Below are 17,730 nucleotides of genomic sequence, written 5' to 3' on the forward strand. Positions count from 1 at the left end.
ATGTCTTAGCATTGTTTTTTGGTTATTCGCCGTAAAATCATTGTTTGGTGTTGAGTCATACAACTTTTTACAGTTTTATGCGTGACCAGTCCCTGTTCTTTGTATAACTTTCAGTTTTTATATTTAATGAGCTTTTTATGTCTTCCAATAAAATTAATTTGTCACTGGTTCTGTCGGCTTCTGCGTTGGCTGTTGTTGTGTATGGTACGTTTTTTAAACAAGGAAGCTCGGAGGTTAGCGTTGTAAATGCAGCGTCCGATCATGAGAACACTCAGCAATGGGGGACACGGTCTGACAATGATGATGTTGATACGGAAATATTGGAATTACGTCGTTATATTTTAGATTTGGAAGAGCGCATAAATAATATTCAGTATAGTCAAAAAGAGACAGGCACTGTCGCAGGTGTATCTGGGAACTTTGCTGACGCGGTATTAGAAGTATTGGAAAATAAAGAGCAAAAAGAACGTGAAAAACTTCGTGAGCAAAACCCGATGTATGGGTTCTACGAAGATTTACCAGAAGATTATGAAATCAGAATTAAAACAGATCCAGAGTATGCGCGACAAGTTGGTAAGGATCTCAAACGACAGATCATCGATGAGAACTTACCGGTTATGGATAGACTTGCAGCTATGAGCCAGTTACAGATGACAATGTTTATGCTTAATAAGACGGAAATGCCAGAATATGATTATGAAGCTGTTGATGCTATTTTGAAAATTAGTAAAAACAGCAGTGATGATAAAGTTAAAATTCAAGCACTTGAGGTAGTCGCACATACACCTGTTGCTGATCCAAGGGTGTCGGATAGTTTTGTCACTATGTTAGAAAAAGAACAAAATGACTATATCAGAAGTATGGCAGCGGAAGGGCTTGTGGCTCAGTATTATAAAGCGCAAAGCAAGCAGCCTGAATACAGTAAGAAAGTTGCGGAAGATATTTTAGCACTTTATGATAATGCGCCTGATGCGAAATTGAAACAGTTGTTAGAAAGCATTATAGGCGATGAGAGAATGCTTGAAGAATTAAGAAATTCAGCTAACCCATAATGTTTGCTTAAGCTCTGTTGCACAGCATAACATCATGTAATATTACATGATGTTATGCTCACATTACTTGATCAGGTAAGTACAAATAGCTTTCTTTGTTTAAGGTCCAAGCGAGATCTTTTGACGTTTTGGTTGAGCATGTTTTTTGCTTCAATACGTCGCTTTGTTTAATACTATCAAAAGAAAAAAGTTGTATTGAAATGAGTGGCATGCCACCAATACATTCGCAAACAAACACCAAGTATGCTGATTTAAAGTCTTTTTTTTGCTCCGCTTTACTCATTCGTAGTGTTTCTTTTTCTATACTATGAATAATGGCGGGGGCGAAGGCGAGTTCTTGACCTGAGACATTAATGCCTAATAGTGTTTCAAATAATTTCGGGTGGTTATTTTGACGTAAATCTTGGTGGTTTATTGTCAACTCAATATTTGATGTTTGCACAAAGTAACCCGTTTTATTAATTAACGTTGATAATGCGTGATAATTAAATGCGGAGTATGGCTTTCCTGTTGCAGGGTTAGGTGTTGTCGAAAGTGTTTTCATCATTGCCGAGAATAAACTGACTGCTTTAAAAAATTGCAACTGTACGGTACTCGGTAATGGTTTTCTTGGATCATGATGTGTGGAAAACAAAATATGGCCAGTTGCATTAAAGTAAGTATAACGGGGCAGTGTGGTGCAAAGCTGGGTATTGGCTGATGTTTCACGGCTTTTACGGCTAAATAGGCTAAACCATTTCAAAAATAATATGCTCCATCAATTGAAGGCTTAGCCATATGTGGACTAAGCCTCAAAAAGTATACTTTATGAAGTTGCTATGTTAAATGTTTCAGCACTTTGAGCAACGACATTACCCGACTTATCAAGTACTTCTATAGTAGAAACCGTTGCTTGTGTACCTGACACAGTAAAGTTAATTGAATCAGTACCCCAATTAGCAGCAGCGATCACACCGTCACCGTCTGCAAATCTTAACTTCCCAGCCTCTACTGGTAAAAACTGACCTTGGATTTGGTAGGTTGTACCCGTAGAAAGTGCTGAACCAGATTCAATGATCGAGAATGTTTTAGCATCAACGATGTCATTTATTGTCGGTGTTTGTGTCAGCAAGCCACTTAACCAGTTGATTAACTCTAAGTAGTCAGGATCAGAGTTGATGGCATCTAAGTCCCCTGCATATGATTTAATGAACGATGGGGTAACAAACATATAAGTATCTTTATGTAGTGTCCACGTTGTTGAGATTGAAGACTCACTAAAACAAGGACCTAATTTAAGTTGCTGCTTATTTTGCTCGCAATCTGCATAGACGACAATGGCACTCACTATAGGCATACCTAGTAAGTATTCACACACAAAAACGATGTTACCTACTTTACTGCTTGAGTGGCTTTTAGAACCCGATATATTTAGGCCCTCTTTACCAATTGAAGAGACCATGGCTGAGGCAAAGCTCATTTCGCCGGCGCCAGTTGCTAAACCTAATAGTGATTCGATTAGCTCCTTACTAAAATCAGCACCGAAACTTTTTGTTTCGTATTTTACATCCTCTTCAGTAACATGAACAAAGAGCCCTGAGCCACTAATGATATTTTGTAGGGCTTCGTAGTTATATAGAGAATATGGCTTTTTAGTTGCTGGGTTTTTTGTGGTTGTTATTGCGCGTGACATGCCTGCAAAAAATACAGATACTTCGGCAAACACCTTTTGAACGGACTCAGATAAAGGGGTGCTAGCGTCTATGGTACTAGACATCATGATATTCCCAGTTTCGTTGAAAACATAATATTTCTTTGCTTCAACATTGTTAGGGTTTTTGACTGCTTGCTTTAGAGGGACTGTTTGAGTGTTTGTTGCCATGATACTTCCTTATTATTAAAGTCTACGGATATATAGTTGAACATGAGACAAAATACCACCTAGTTGCATTGGCACATGCCATGCAATTTCGGCTCATTAATTGTTGTTACACAATCATGATTATCTAAGACGACGGTAATCGCTTTGAGCGGGCAAGTACTTGCTCAAAGTTCAATGATGACCAATTAACAACGAGTGTAGTAATAATAAGCAAATAATGTAATTACAGTGCATTACAAATAAATAGTAGGGAAAGGATAAGAGGGCGTTTTCTGCAGAGCAGCTGTTGTTACTCTGGAGATTCTGATTCATTGACTACTTCGTGTTGCGCTTCTCTTTCAGCTTTCGAAATATAACGCGGTTTATTGCTTTTATGTAGTTTTGCATTGGCGCGCTTGTCTTTTTTCTTTAGTTTTTCGTATATCTTTTTTTTACGGTTCATTGGTGGCTCCTCAATAACAGCCCGCCATTGTATTGCGAATGCATTCACAATGGAAATAATACGATAAAAATTCTCACTGTTAGTTCCTTTTTTATGTTTTTATGTTTTTATTTTGTGTTTTTTGTTATTTATTTTTTACTATAAGTTGCTGTAAATTCGAATAATTGCAAATATTAACATGACAGCGATGTCTTTTCCTGTTGCTGAATTGTGACCTCAGTGTTATGTTTAGTTCCCCTTTCGGGGCTTAATTCTAGGGGAAATAATGAATCATAAAAAAAATATCATTGCTGCAGCCGTGCTTTCTGCAACGTGTGCGGCAAACGCGAATACAGCACCAACACAAGAACTCATAAAAAAAGATCCGCTGACTTACCAACAGTGGCATCTACAAAATACAGGTCAAACTGGTTTTTCATTATCAGCAGGCCAAGTTGGTGAAGATTTAAATGTCGACTTTTCTGACCGAATGGGCATTAAAGGTCGAGGTATTACAGTCTCAGTGATTGATACTGGTGTTGAAATTTCTCACCCAGATCTCGTAAACAATGTTGTAGCCGGTTCTAAAAACTTAATTGATGGTACTGATTCACCAACCGATACCCATGGTCATGGTACTGCTGTTGCGGGTTTAATTGCAGCGGAAGAAGGTAATGGTTTGGGTGGACGAGGTGTTTCACCCTATGCAAATTTAGTCGGATTTAACTTTTTAGATGAGCAGTCTATCCAATCTTGGATGATATCTCATGGACTAAATGAAGATTTCCGTGCATTAGATCGCTTTACAGATCCACGTGTATTTAACCAAAGCTACGGCAGCACACCGTCAGCACCGGTCAATGGCAAGTTAGAAAACAATCCGCGTTTTGCGTTAGAAGAGCAAGTAATGCAAGATATTACGTTGGATAGCCATTGGGGACGTGGTGCTGTTTATGTAAAATCAGCGGGTAACTCATTCAGAAGTTATTCGACCTACATTCAAGGTACCCGATTCTTAGTATTACCATATGAAAATAACCAGTTTTTCAATAACCAAGGGTTACCATTTCATGACGCCAATATTACTTTAGGTAATACGACCAATTGGAACCTTGTGGTGTCAGCATTAAATGCAGATGGTAAGTTATCGTCATATTCATCGGCCGGTGCGAATGTTTTCTTGTCAGCACCAGGTGGTGAATATGGTCAAGATAAGCCCGCGATGGTGACGGTGGATTTAACCGGTTGTGACAAAGGTGGTAACGTAGCTGGTGCACACAAAAATGTCCTACATGGTGGTTCAGAGCTTGATCCAAATTGTGACTATCGCGGTACTATGAACGGTACATCATCAGCAGCACCAAATACCTCTGGCGCGGTTGCAACGGTCATGTCGGCTAACCCTGCGCTAGATTCTCGTACGGTTCGCCATTTACTCGCTTCTACAGCACGTAAAACTGACCCAACACACAATGGTGTGACCATTAATTTTGAATCCGCAACAGGCGAGCAAGTGAGCTATGATGCGATTCCTGCGTGGCAAACAAATGCGGCAGGGTATCACTTTCATAACTTCTATGGCTTAGGTGCAGTCAATGTCGATGATGCTGTTTATAAAGCGTTATTTACAGGTGTGTCTTTACCTAAGTTGCAAACACTTGATTGGCAGCGACAAGAAGCGAACGTGACTATTCCTGATGCAAGTTTGGCAGGCGCACAGAGCACAACCGTTGTTGAAGAAAATCTAACGGTTGAAGCGGTACAATTGAAACTGAACATTGACCACGAACGTTTACGCGATATTGCGATAGAGTTAACGTCACCATCGGGTACTCGCAGTGTGGTCCTAAGTGCTCGTACCGGTTTCTTAAATGGCACAGATGGCGGGTTTACAGACGCAATTATGCTAAGCCACCATTTTTACGGTGAGCAGTCGCAAGGTAATTGGACAATTAAAGTAATAGATACAGATAAAGGCACAAGTAACACGCTAATTTATAATCAAAGCATTGGCTTATTTGGGACAAATAATGCAAATAACAGTGTTGATGGCGTATTAAAAGATTGGTCTTTAAGAATTTATGGTCACTAAGGGGTCGATGCATATGAAACAACTATTAGTAATGGCTGCTTTGACAGCATCTTCAGTGGCAATCGCAAACACTGATGTGACAAATGACGAGCTTGCACAACACCAACTTCAAGATGTCAGTGTTTTATTGGCACAAGGCGGTCAATTTGGCACAGTTAATGGCAAGCAAAGTGTTGAGAAAGGTCAGGTTATCATTGGTGAAAATGGTCTGAGTGCATATGAGGCAACTGGTGAAGTCATTATCGAGTTGGCATCATTTGCTGATGCAGATAAAGTTGCAGCAGCACACGGGCTAACATTGAAACAAGCCTACAAAACATTTTATGTTGTCACGTCATCAGAGTCTAACCTAACGGCAGTTGTGAATACATTACGTAAGCAAGGTACTGTTATATCTGCTGACTTAGGCTTAATTGACTTAAGTACTAAGGTTAATTAATTCATTAAGAAGGCTCAGAAGCTTGGCTTTTGAGCCTTCTTAATTGTACGCAAGCACTCGCTTAATCGTGTTACCTTCTTCGCTTTTCTTCATTCGCGTTCGTTCTAACTTAAAAAGTATGTTATTAAAGCGTGTTCGCTGATCACAACGCAACCACAGTGATAACTTAACAGACGGAGTAATGTTACCTTGGTATCATGCACTTAGATAAGATGTACGTAGATAAGGGCGGCTAGGTAGTAATAGGATGTGACGATATAAGCCGTGAGTGTTAACGCTAACTGGCAATTAAATAAAACTCAGGTTAGACCCGCGAAACAAAAATAACTGAGTACCTTAATACTCAGCCGATTAGATCAACATGTTTTAATTACTACCCCTGCTGTTTCTAACACCGTTTTTGCGTCAGCCCGTTCAATGACTTTTAAAAGGGTTGTTTGAATCGTTTCATCTTTCCTTGCATCTGTTTTACTGGAAAATTTTTGCGCTTGTGGCTGCGCCCCTTCTTCTGCAATAAACTCGACAATGACTTCGTTTGCGCAGTCACTCGATGCGCCATAATAAGCGAGTGAGATTTGTGGATAGCCTTGAAATCCATTTTTAACTCTTTTAGCGATACGTTTTGTTGATTTATCTAAATTCATAGCGGGTATCCGAAAGTGAGATTTGTGCTGATAATATCATGACCCTAAAGTAACAGCACTCAGTAAAATAGAGTCATCATTTAACGTGAGTCATTTACGAATAGCAAGAAGAAGTTACTAGCTAACCTCAGGTTTAGATAAGGGTTTTGGAATAGGAAATATTGTTGTAAACAAACTTACGTACAATCCAATGATGATATTTTGTTCAATATTAAGGCGCTTTTATGCAGTAATAGCGGGCTATTACAAATGAAAGCAACGCCGAGAGTGAGAAAAATAGCTTTATTAGGCAAATTCGCTTACCCAGAGCTGAGGTTAGCTAAGCTAATGGGAAATAGAAAATACACTAGACATTTCAGGCATTTACTTTAGTAACATAGCAAGGCTAATCATTATCAACGAGTATTTTGCTATTTTTCGAAGTTGTTGACATTTTTGGGTCCTTAACGACAAAATAGACTGCAAAGGCTGCACAAATAAAGCCTGCGATACCATAAATGTCGAATGTTTCACCAAATGCTAACCAAGCTTGTAGTGCCGTAACTGGCGGGACCAAGTAAAACACTGATGCGACACTTTCAGACTCTCCCTGCTTAACCATATACAACAGCAGTAATATTGCCGCGACCGATAGCACCAAGACTAACCAAGCAAGTGTTGCTATAAATTCGATGGTCCACTGCACTTGCATTGTCTCAAATTGCACCGCCCATGGAATAAATAAGCAGCTTGCAGCTATGTATTGAACCAATGTGGCGCCAACCAAATCGACATTTTTACAAAATCGCTTTTGGTACATAGTACCCAAAGTGATTCCGGTTAATGCTAATAGACTCATACCGATAGCAAATTGACTCTGTGCAGCATCTTGCCATTGAATGTTGCCTTGTAATACTAAAGTGATCCCGATAAAACCCAGTAATAATCCAGTCCATTGAACAACAGAAAAATGCTTATGTGATAGCACTAATAAAATGATAACGGTGAGAATAGGTTGAATACCGACTAAAAGTGCATTGAGTCCCGCAGGCATACCAAGTGAAATTGCTTGGAAAGAACCTCCTAAGTACATGCCATGGATCAGTAAGCCAACAACACAGCTGTGTAGGAATGCACGTCCTTTAGGAATGTGCCTTTTTAATAGTGCGACCAAGGCAATGAAGAAGATAATATTGATGATCATGCGAATTGACAATAAGGTTGCTGGTTCTGCATAAGCGAGACCAAACCGAGCCCCAATAAAGCCAGAAGCCCACAGTACAACAAACAAAACGGGTATAAATTTAATGAGCATATGAAACAACTGGCTTAAATAATTAACTTATCGTAACTTTAAATGGGCACAGATAAAATAAATAGGCACAGTTTTGAATGATTTTCAGGGTACAGGTAGTAAATTGGGTAACCCTAATCGCGGTCAGTTTAAGTATCAAAAAGTGGTTGAGTATATTAGAAACGAAATTGTACAGGGAAGTTTATCGTATGGTGAAAAGCTCCCGTCAATTCGGGGGTTAAGCCAATTACTTTGTGTGAGTAAGAATTCCATAATAAAAGCATATGATATGCTAGAAGCATTGGATGTTATATATAGCGTACCGCGATCGGGTTATCGAGTTAAAGAACTCATTATTGAAGAGGTAGCCAATTTACCGCAGCCAAAAGAAGTCGATTTACTGTCTGTTTCTAAAGAAGTGCTTAAGTACTCTAAGCTCCGTCATAGCATGCCTGCAGGGTCAGCACATCCAAGTAGTGAGTTGCCAGCGGTTCGGCAACTTTATGCAGAGATTGGGCGCCATAGCCGTCGCCAAACACACACACCAAGTTATTATCAACTGCCGCCAGGGGATGATAACTTACTGAAACAGCTTTATAAAATAACTCAACAACAGGGCATTAACGTTAAGCCGGCAGACATTGTAGTAACCAATGGGGCACAACAAGCTATCAGTTTGGCACTTCGTGCGATCACTGAACCTGGTGATATTGTTGCGATAGAGACCCCATGCTACTTTGGTTTGTTACTAATGCTAGAGTCACTCGGCTTGAAAATCTTGGAGATCCCATGTGATACACACAACGGTATGGATGTCAGCGCTTTAGAGCGTGTGCTTAAGCAATGGCCTGTCAAGGCCGTGTTAGTAACCCCCAATTTTAGTAACCCGACAGGGTCATTAATGCCGCTTGCACAAAGAAAGCTGCTGTTAAGTGTATGTGGCAATACGCCGATCATTGAAGATGATGTGTTTGGTGAATTGACTTTCTCAGGTTCCTTGCCGAGTTTAAAAATGCTTGATAAGCATAATACGGTGATTTATGTAAGCTCCCTTTCGAAAACACTCGATTCTCGATTGCGCGTAGGCTGGGTCATATCTGCACAATATCAGACTTGCATTAGTAAGCGCTTGATCAGCGAAAGTATGGGAGGCCATAATTTAATTCAGTCCGCAGTGGCTGATTTTTTAGCTAGTGGTAAATACAAACAGCATCTCAAATGTGCAAGAAAACAATATCAAGAAAATTTACACGTATTTTGTACACTTTTAAGACAAGCGTTGGATCATCACCCACAATTGAATGGTTGCTATCAATTAACGCATCCGCAGGGGTCATTTTTGTGTTGGTTAACATTACCAGTACGAGTGTGTGCTTATCGTGTATATGAAGATGCTTTGCAACACGGCATAAGCATATTACCGGGTCGTTTATTTGCAACAAATCATCAGTTTGAGCATTGTATTCGCTTTAGTTTGGCCAACTTTCATGACACTATGCCATGGCGTAAAGCCATTACCGAATTAGCCGCAATTATTGTGAAACAGCTGAAATGAACGGCGATTAATCGCATTGCTGTGTATATTGGATACAATAAATGTTATTACAGCATCAATGTATTATAAATAACTCAAACAAGAACATAGAAACGTGCTAAAAATAACAATAATACTCGTATGTTCATCACTCCAAGGAATTCTACTATGATCAAACAAAGCCTACTTGCATTCGCGGTTATTACTGCACTAGCTGGATGCTCCAGTGAACGCAGTCAATCGCAAGCTAGTAATGTAGAAAGTTCGGCAAATCAAGTCGTCAGCAGAGTAAGCGTTGATAAAGTGGTTACGCAATACACCCGTAATTTTATACAACATCAACCTGCACTGGCGACCTCATTGAAATTGACTGATGATCTATATGGTTCATACGCCGACCGATTACCAGACTATTCGGTGGCGGGTATGCAAGCATTACAAATTGATATGAATAAGGCTGCAGAACAGCTAAAGCAACTTCAGAGTAAAAACTTATCAGGTAATGACAGGCTGCATGTCAGTGTTAACGAAGTTATTGCGCGTTATTATGCAGGGGATGCAAAGTTCAGTGGCGGTTACATCGATACATGGGGTGGGCACTTACCTTTTATAATTAATCAGTTAGCAGGCCCTTTGGTTGATATACCCAACATTTTGAAAGATCAGCATGGTGTAGCAACAGCGTCAGATGCAGCAAATTACATTAAGCGCTTATCGGCGTTTGCAATATTGACAGAACAAGTGAGAGAAAAGGTACTTGCGGATGCAAAAAAGGGCATAGTGTTACCTAAACCTTTATTTGAAAACACCTTTGGCTATTTGAATAATTTTACAGCCCCGAACGCGTCTGACCATCCATTAGTGAGTTCATTTGCGACAAAACTTGCAGCTGTTGACTCGATTGATAAACCTGCGCAGCAGGCTTTATTGGCAAAAGCGCAGCACATTGTTGAGCAAGAAATTTACCCTGCATTTAACAAAGTGGTTAAAACAATGCAGGTACTTGAACTAAAAGCGCCTACAGAGGTTGGTATTTGGGCACAGCCCAATGGTGCGGCTTTTTATCAGCATGAAATTACCTACCTTGCTGATTCGGATATGACTGCAGAGCAAATTCACGACATCGGCTTGCAAGAAGTTGCACGCATTACGCAGCGTATGGATGAAATACTTAAAGAAAATGGTTATAGCAAAGGCTCAGTGAGTGAGCGTATGCAACAGTTAAATGATGAACCACGTTTTTTATATGATGACACAGATGAAGGGCGTGAAAAGTTATTGACTTTCTTACGTGGTGAAATTGAGACTATTAATGCCAAGGCACCAACGTTATTTTCAACTTTACCGCCACAAAAAGTAGAAGTAAGGCGTATCCCGAAAGCAGTAGAAGCGGGCGCTCCTGGTGGCTATTACAATGGCCCGTCACTTGATGGTAGTCGTCCTGGGGTATTTGCAATCAATCTAAAAGATATGAAAGCGGTTCCGAGTTTTGGCATGAAGACGTTAACTTACCATGAAGCTGTACCGGGTCATCACTTTCAAATCGCCCTGAACATGCTGCAAACAGATATTGGTTTAATGCGACAAAATGCATCGTTTAATGGGTATATTGAAGGTTGGGCACTTTACTCTGAATTAGTTGCCTATGAAATGGGCATGTATGAAAATGACCCTTTTGGTGACTTAGGGCGATTGCAAGCAGAAGCGTATAGAGCAGCGCGCCTAGTTGTTGATACAGGGCTACACTACAAAAAGTGGACTCGCCAGCAATCGATTGAATACTTTGCGCAAGCAACCGGCTCTGCTATGAGCGATGTAACAGCGGCCATTGATCGCTATATTGCTTGGCCAGGACAAGCGTTGGGTTACAAGTTAGGGATGTTAAAGTTTGTTGAGTTGCGCAATAAAGCGAAAACGGCATTGGGTAGTCAATTTGACATCAAAGCGTTTCATGATTTAGTGCTATTAAAAGGCGCACGTCCGCTTGCAATTGTAGAAGCCGATGTCGACCAATGGATAAAAACGCTTGGCAATACTTAATACCCAGTGTGAATTTTATTAACGGGGGCTTTGCCCCCATTTTTATTTAAGGAAACCCAGTGAAACGACTTTCTTTATTTGCGTTATCAATGATTGCGTGCAACGTACAAGCAAATTTACAAGATGCTAGCAAAAGGGTCGCTGACTACGCGGTGGATACTTATCAGCAAACGCAAATACACACACTCGCGAACATGGTGTCATTTAAAACAGTCAATAAACAAGGTATTAAAGCGCCTGAAAATCCACAGTTTATTGGCTTTAAACAATTATTGAAAATGAAAGCTGCCGAACTTGGTTTAGATTATCAAGATCTGGGTTATACCGTATTAATTGGACTGGGACAGCAGCGTGAGAAGGTGACCATTGTAACACATGGTGATGTGCAGCCAGCAGATGCAAAAAAATGGCAGAAAAGCCCTTATTTACTCGATATGACGTCACAGCCAGGCAAACTAATTGCCAGAGGCACCGAAGACGATAAAGGCCCTATTGCGACAGCGCTGTACGCAATGAAAGCAATAAAAGACAAAGGCATTGCGCTAGAAAACCGTTTGGAACTGATGATTTATTTGGCTGAAGAGTCGGATTGGGCGCCGCTTAAAGCGTTTATGAAAACTTACCAACAGCCTAAATACGCTATAACAATCGACGCAAGCTACCCTGTAGTGGTTGCGGAAAAAGGCTGGAGTTTAGTGACTCCGACATTTAATGCTACATCCGCGCAGACAGGAGTTTATGTATCACAATTAACGGGGGGCGCTTTTAAAAGTCAAATCCCAGAGGATGCGAGTGTTGTTTTGCATAATGCAAGCGAGGGGGTGATCACACAGTTAAAAGCAAAGGCAATGCAGCTAAGTGCAGCTAAATTTGCGTTTAATGTGGTCGCAGATGGGATAAAAATTTCGAGTAAGGGGGTATCAGCCCACTCCTCAGAACCAGCTGCTGGTGTCAATGCGATAGCTTACTTAGCAGCGTTACTCTCAGAGGTTGAACTTGAAAAGAATAGCGATGGCCAAGCACTCACCTTTGTAGGACAACTCATCGGCTTAGATTTACATGGTAAGCAATTTGGTAATATAGCTTATGAGCATGACTTTATGGGGCCTATGACAGTGTCGCCCACACTCATTGAGCGCAGTGGTAATATTGTGGAAGTGGCTATTAATTTACGCAGACCTGTTGGCAAAGAGAAAGCAATATTGGCGCATCAAATTAGTACCGCGGTGACAAAATGGCAGCAACAACACGGTGTGACACTTGCGAATATTACGGTTGATATAGGCGAACCGATGTTACTTGATAATGCCCCTCATGCACAAAAGTTACTCGATATATTTAAATATTATACCCAAGATGAAGATGCAGGGTTTGTATCAATTGGGGGGGGAACTAACGCCAAGCTGTTTGATAATGCGGTGAGCTTTGGTCCATCCATGCCCGGTAAAAAATATACTGGTCATTCTGAGCATGAATATTTAACGGTGGAACAAATTAAGTTAAACCTACGTATGTATACAGCAATGATGATGGAGCTGGGGAATATGTAACTGACTGTTATCGCCAGTTAGCCTGAGCGCGCTAACATCTGTAAAGCCAGCATGCTTTGTTAAAGTATGCTGGCTTTTTTGTATCTGGTAAATAGATGATATATAACCTGTAATTGACTGTAATACCCAAAAAACGATTTACTTGCTAAAACCATAGTCGAGCATAGGGGCACTATGCATTAACCATAGCAGGAGCAAATTATGTCGGATTCAGCAAGTAATGAGCAAAAACCGTCTCAGCGGGTGTTAAAAGCGGTAATGGGTCAAGAGGAAGCACTTGGCCCATTTTCTAATTTACCGGGAGTGTGGAAAAATACGGGGCAATTTAGTGGTCATGGTTGGAATATGATAGCGCTACCGTTTCCTACTGGTAAACTTGATTATCGGCTTTTAAATAATCAGTATAATGAAACACTTACCTTCCAATTGGTGGATAAAAACGTCCCGAACCGAGGTATGAATGGTGACCAAGAAGTAGAAACAATCGATTATGTGCAGCAAATAGAACAAATTGCAGCAGCTGATTTTCCTGATTCAGGGCTTGCTGGTGGATCTGGGCTTGCTATTCATCATGAACCGGGGCTGTGGCTGTATATGAAAAACCATACCACGGATGATCTCAATATCGCTCGATTATCAAGTATTCCCCATGGTGATTCGTTGATGGCGTTAGGCCAAAGTGCACAAAGTAAGACTGGGTTTGAAATCCCCAAGATTAGTGGTTTACCGATAGGAGTTAATGATAATTTAGAAGAAAATCCATATTTGATACCTTACTTACATTTTCATAAACATTTATTTGAAAATGTGTTCGACCCGACGCAGCCTAATGATTTGCTAAATAAAGCAATTTTGCCTTTTTTCCAACAAGGTAAAGTGGCTAATGTCACACAGTTGAAAGTAGACTCTAGGCTCGCCAGCGGTGGGGTCAATAATATTCCATTTGTGGTACGCCAAGCCAATGCCGGTCAAGTTGAAGCAACACTTTGGATATATGAACTGACAGAAAAGCACCCAAATGGTGAGCCTAAAATGTTACTGCAATATTCACAAATTGTTATGCTTGACTTCTTTGAGAGACGGGATGGTCAAGGCTTAATTAAATGGCCACATGTGAGCATTAATACGCTTGAAAAACAGCCAACAAGTTAACTTGCTGAATACAGAGTGCCTCAGTATGGTTGTGGAACACGATTAAGTGAGCCATAGCTTTGTTTTTTGGTACTCATATTGAACATGGTTTTCAAACACCGAATTCTGTAGTTTTTATATAGCAAGGTGTCGCTATGAATTTCCTGATAGGCTTATACTTTTTTTGCATCTGCTACCTCTGCCGAGAGGTCTGGATGCAGGTGACTTAAAACGTTAAACTAATTGAGTTTGAATACTTTTATTTAAGGCCGGAGATGACCAACAAGATACAACCGAGTAACCATGGCTTTGTTGATGATGTGTCAATTTTGATTGCGCAAGCAAAACAACGCACAGCAATTGCAGTAAATAATGAACTGACGCTACTGTATTGGCATGTTGGTCAGCGGATCAGCCAAGAGGTGCTTGCAGGAGAGCGGGCAGATTATGGCAAACAGGTTGTATCTACTTTATCTAAGTCGCTAACAGCACAATTTGGTAGAGGTTGGGGTCAACGCAACTTAATGCAAATGGTTAAATTTTATGATGTTTTTAGAGAGTTATCAATTGTGCAGACAGTGTCTGCACAATTGAGCTGGAGCCATTTTGTTATTTTAAGTAACCTCAGGTTTGGATAAGGGTTTTGGAATAGAAAATATTGTTGTAAACAAACTTACGTACAATCCAATGATGATATTTTGTTCAATATCAAGGCGCTTTTATGCAGTAATAGCGGGCTATTACAAATGAAAGCAACGCCGAGAGTGAGAAAAATAGCTTTATTGGGCAAATTCACTTATCCAGAGCTGAGGTTAAGTAGTATTCATGACCCGATAAAGCGTGATTTCTATACTACGATGGCAATTCAAGAACGTTGGTCAACACAGACACTTGATGAACGAATTGGCGCTGTTATGTTTGAACGCACAGCCATAGCCAAAAAGCCAGATGATGCTATTGTGTCTGAGCTGTCAGAATTGCGTGCATCAGGGCAATTTAATCAAGAATTGGTGCTGAAAGACCCTTATATATTAGACTTTTTAGAGTTGAATGATCGTTACTTAGAAAAAGATCTTGAAGATGCTATTTTACGTGACATTGAGCAATTTTTATTAGAACTTGGATCTGGTTTTACCTTCATCGCCATACAAAAGCGTATTCAGATAGACAATGATGATTTTTATATTGATTTATTGTTTTATAACCGCAAGTTAAAACGCTTAGTAGCCATCGATTTGAAGCTTGAGAAATTTAAGCACAGCCATAAGAGCCAAATGGAACTGTACTTGAGTTGGCTCAATAAATATGAAGTAGAAGAAGATGAAAATCCACCTTTAGGGATCATTCTGTGCACCAGTAAAAAATAAGAGCAAATCGAATTGTTAGGCATGGAGCAAGGCGATATTCATGTTGCCGAGTACCTGACTAATTTAGTCTCTATGGAGCAACTGGAACAGCGCCTCCATCATTCTATAGCCAAAGCAAAACAGCGCTTAGATTTACACCATAAAGATACATAGAAAACGCTAAGCTAGTTGCCTTTAAGAGCGCTATCAGCTTGTTCAAGATCGGGTAAACATACTACGGTGGGTTTTTTATCAAGCGGAGTGGGTATTTGGGCAAGCATGGATCCCAAACACCTCATCCTCAGTTTTGGGATGACGGCAGGGGGAAGTTTTGAGCTGAATTTAGTAAAAATGCTTAGTAATCGAAGTGCTGTTACACATTCCGTCGTCCTGAAAAGTGAGGTACGAACTTGTTCAGGAACCATACAACTTAACACCGTTTTTTATATAGGTAGAAGTGGGCATTTGGCTAAGTATGGCTCCTAAATATTGAACACCTAAGTGTTACCATTAAACGCACGTTGTTTGCGCATCGTCATGAAATTACATACTATGTTACCGTTTTGTTATAAGGAGAGCCAAGCAGTTGCTGGGCGTAAGGACAATGTCAGTACCTAATTATCAAGCATTTATGCAACCATTATTGCATGTTTTAAATGCGCAGTACCCTCACCCTGTGAAGCTGGGTGAGATTGAAAATAAAGTATATACTCAGCTTAACCTCACAGCTGAGGAATTGAAACAGCGCATACCCAGCGGTAAACAAACCTATTCAAATCATCGCTTAAATTGGGCAAAAACCTATTTAGTACAAGCGGGGCTTATCACACAGCCGAAGCGTGCCTATTGTGTTATCAGTGATGCTGGTAAAGCAGCTTTGAGCTGTGGTGAGCAAATAAATAATGCATATTTAAAGCAATTTTCGTCGTTTAAAGATTTTGTTCAGCGTTCAAAAAAAGCCAATGTCACATCCTGTGAAAGCGAGACGCAAAAGCCGGTGGAGAATGATGAGCAAACCCCACAAGAGGTCATCGAATCAGCTGTTGAAACAATGAATACTTCATTACGTGATGAGTTACTTAATTCAATATTGGCAGCCAGCCCGCTATTTTTTGAAAACCTCGTGGTCGATTTAATGCTGGCTATGGGTTATGGCGGCTCCCGTCAAGATGCAGGGCAAGCCACCCAATATACGCAAGACGGCGGCATTGACGGTATTATCAAAGAAGATAAGCTCGGCCTTGAAATGATTTACTTACAAGCTAAGCGATACACTGATAAAACGGTTGGCCGGCCAGATATTCAAGCCTTTGCGGGGGCACTTGATATGCATCGTGCAAAAAAAGGCGTATTTATCACCACCAGTGGTTTTAGTAAAGAAGCTAAAGCATACGTAAACATGATTGAAAAACGCATTGTGCTAGTCGATGGCGAGCAGCTTAGCGCACTGATGCTCAGCCACAATTTAGGGGTGAGTACTAAGTATCGATTTGAAGTTAAAGCACTTGATAGTGATTACTTTTTAGAGTCATAAATATAATGCTCACGTTTTAAAGTCACCATGGAATGAATAAAAACAATAAAATAGGAGGTAAATATGACTCAAGCAGAATATCTCGGTAGAGTAAAAAAAGGGAACAATGATGATCCGGTAATTAGCGAAATTAATTGGTTAATATGCGAGATCTACCTCCCCGCACATAATAAAATGAATAAACTGAGTAAATTGACCCGAAGCCTATCGGTGTTATTTGTTATTTGGGCTTTGACCTTGTTAAGTTACTTTTGTGCATCCGAACTGTTTAAAGATTTAGCGATATTCTCGCAAACTGTATTGTGGGATGGCTATGACTTTAATTGGATGATATTGAGTAGCGTCCCCTCTATATTATTAGCTATTGCAGTAACCTTCAGAAATTTCCCCTTTAATAGCAAAAGTGAAAAAGATAAATGGCAGAAAACACAATCTTGTATGTTATGCCTATTTAACGTGCCTTTTTTTGTGATCTTATTGTTTGAGTTCAGTAAGGAAACTGTGGCTGTCGCCGGGTTATTATGCTTTGCTGGCTTCTTTATCACTTATATGTGTAATAGGCTTTTTGGTTATACCTCAAGCTCAATTCGCAACCAAACGCTTGTTCATCACTTGGAGCGCTTAAAGCGTGAATATGAAATTGCGTGTAGTCAGGGTAATAAGACTGATTTACCTTATATACAAGAGCAAACGTTTGCACATTTATTTGAAATTATTGAGCAAGGCACCAACCGAAGAGACAAAGAAGTGATGGGCGACCATTATAAAGTACATGATAGCGCGGTGAGTTGGATTAAGGGATTAAGGAAGTAA

17 protein-coding genes are annotated in these 17,730 nt (G+C 40.2%); 12 read left to right on the top strand and 5 right to left on the bottom strand.

Annotated elements, in window-relative coordinates; all coding sequences use genetic code 11:
• Positions 1–137 precede the first annotated feature (137 nt).
• The gene (locus PAUR_RS21115) at positions 138–1,052 is read left to right on the top strand and encodes a hypothetical protein (RefSeq protein WP_192509693.1); all 915 of its coding nucleotides are present in this window, start codon (positions 138–140) and stop codon (positions 1,050–1,052) included.
• Between the two features lie 58 nt (positions 1,053–1,110).
• Here PAUR_RS21115 and PAUR_RS21120 read toward each other — a convergent pair whose 3' ends face one another.
• The 3 genes from PAUR_RS21120 to PAUR_RS21130 form a co-directional block, all read right to left on the bottom strand.
• Positions 1,111–1,794, bottom strand: coding sequence for a hypothetical protein (locus tag PAUR_RS21120; protein WP_192509694.1), 684 nt, complete (start codon positions 1,792–1,794; stop codon positions 1,111–1,113).
• Positions 1,795–1,857: 63 nt separating this feature from the next.
• Positions 1,858–2,913: a hypothetical protein gene (locus tag PAUR_RS21125; protein ID WP_192509695.1), complete on the bottom strand. Its 1,056-nt coding sequence runs from the start codon at positions 2,911–2,913 to the stop codon at positions 1,858–1,860.
• Between the two features lie 289 nt (positions 2,914–3,202).
• On the bottom strand, positions 3,203–3,355 hold the full coding sequence (locus PAUR_RS21130; protein ID WP_192509696.1) for a DUF2986 domain-containing protein: 153 nt from the start codon (positions 3,353–3,355) through the stop codon (positions 3,203–3,205).
• A 265-nt stretch (positions 3,356–3,620) separates the two neighbouring features.
• Here PAUR_RS21130 and PAUR_RS21135 point away from each other — a divergent pair, with 265 nt between their 5' ends.
• Together PAUR_RS21135 and PAUR_RS21140 are read left to right on the top strand one after the other, a co-directional pair.
• The gene (locus tag PAUR_RS21135) at positions 3,621–5,426 is read left to right on the top strand and encodes a S8 family serine peptidase (RefSeq protein WP_192509697.1); all 1,806 of its coding nucleotides are present in this window, start codon (positions 3,621–3,623) and stop codon (positions 5,424–5,426) included.
• Positions 5,427–5,439: 13 nt separating this feature from the next.
• Positions 5,440–5,865 carry a hypothetical protein gene (locus PAUR_RS21140; protein ID WP_192509698.1) on the top strand — a complete coding sequence of 142 codons (426 nt, stop codon included), beginning with the start codon at positions 5,440–5,442 and terminating at the stop codon, positions 5,863–5,865.
• 356 nt (positions 5,866–6,221) lie between these two features.
• Here PAUR_RS21140 and PAUR_RS21145 read toward each other — a convergent pair whose 3' ends face one another.
• Together PAUR_RS21145 and PAUR_RS21150 are read right to left on the bottom strand one after the other, a co-directional pair.
• Entirely contained in the window at positions 6,222–6,509 is a 288-nt protein-coding gene (locus PAUR_RS21145; RefSeq protein ID WP_192509699.1) for a hypothetical protein, read from the bottom strand.
• 385 nt (positions 6,510–6,894) lie between these two features.
• Positions 6,895–7,803 carry a DMT family transporter gene (locus tag PAUR_RS21150; protein ID WP_192509700.1) on the bottom strand — a complete coding sequence of 303 codons (909 nt, stop codon included), beginning with the start codon at positions 7,801–7,803 and terminating at the stop codon, positions 6,895–6,897.
• A gap of 73 nt (positions 7,804–7,876) precedes the next feature.
• On the opposite strand from PAUR_RS21150, the gene PAUR_RS21155 reads away from it, so the two are divergent.
• The 9 genes from PAUR_RS21155 to PAUR_RS21190 all read left to right on the top strand — a co-directional run bounded on the left by PAUR_RS21155 (position 7,877) and on the right by PAUR_RS21190 (position 17,730).
• Entirely contained in the window at positions 7,877–9,337 is a 1,461-nt protein-coding gene (locus PAUR_RS21155) for an aminotransferase-like domain-containing protein (RefSeq protein WP_225738537.1), read from the top strand.
• A 147-nt stretch (positions 9,338–9,484) separates the two neighbouring features.
• Positions 9,485–11,356, top strand: coding sequence for a DUF885 domain-containing protein (locus PAUR_RS21160; protein ID WP_192509701.1), 1,872 nt, complete (start codon positions 9,485–9,487; stop codon positions 11,354–11,356).
• Between the two features lie 89 nt (positions 11,357–11,445).
• Positions 11,446–12,906 carry a dipeptidase gene (locus PAUR_RS21165; RefSeq protein WP_225738594.1) on the top strand — a complete coding sequence of 487 codons (1,461 nt, stop codon included), beginning with the start codon at positions 11,446–11,448 and terminating at the stop codon, positions 12,904–12,906.
• A gap of 201 nt (positions 12,907–13,107) precedes the next feature.
• The gene (locus PAUR_RS21170; protein ID WP_192509703.1) at positions 13,108–14,058 is read left to right on the top strand and encodes a heme-binding protein; all 951 of its coding nucleotides are present in this window, start codon (positions 13,108–13,110) and stop codon (positions 14,056–14,058) included.
• A gap of 254 nt (positions 14,059–14,312) precedes the next feature.
• Positions 14,313–14,675, top strand: coding sequence for a DUF1016 N-terminal domain-containing protein (locus PAUR_RS21175; protein ID WP_225738538.1), 363 nt, complete (start codon positions 14,313–14,315; stop codon positions 14,673–14,675).
• A 108-nt stretch (positions 14,676–14,783) separates the two neighbouring features.
• On the top strand, positions 14,784–15,404 hold the full coding sequence (locus PAUR_RS21180) for a PDDEXK nuclease domain-containing protein (RefSeq protein WP_225738539.1): 621 nt from the start codon (positions 14,784–14,786) through the stop codon (positions 15,402–15,404).
• 12 nt (positions 15,405–15,416) lie between these two features.
• On the top strand, positions 15,417–15,557 hold the full coding sequence (locus PAUR_RS23695; RefSeq protein ID WP_225738540.1) for a hypothetical protein: 141 nt from the start codon (positions 15,417–15,419) through the stop codon (positions 15,555–15,557).
• Between the two features lie 430 nt (positions 15,558–15,987).
• The gene (locus PAUR_RS21185; RefSeq protein WP_192509704.1) at positions 15,988–16,917 is read left to right on the top strand and encodes a restriction endonuclease; all 930 of its coding nucleotides are present in this window, start codon (positions 15,988–15,990) and stop codon (positions 16,915–16,917) included.
• Positions 16,918–16,980: 63 nt separating this feature from the next.
• Positions 16,981–17,730, top strand: coding sequence for a hypothetical protein (locus tag PAUR_RS21190; RefSeq protein WP_192509705.1), 750 nt, complete (start codon positions 16,981–16,983; stop codon positions 17,728–17,730).

It is taken from the genome of Pseudoalteromonas aurantia 208 (assembly GCF_014858725.1).
Taxonomy (GTDB): Bacteria; Pseudomonadota; Gammaproteobacteria; order Enterobacterales; family Alteromonadaceae; genus Pseudoalteromonas; species Pseudoalteromonas aurantia.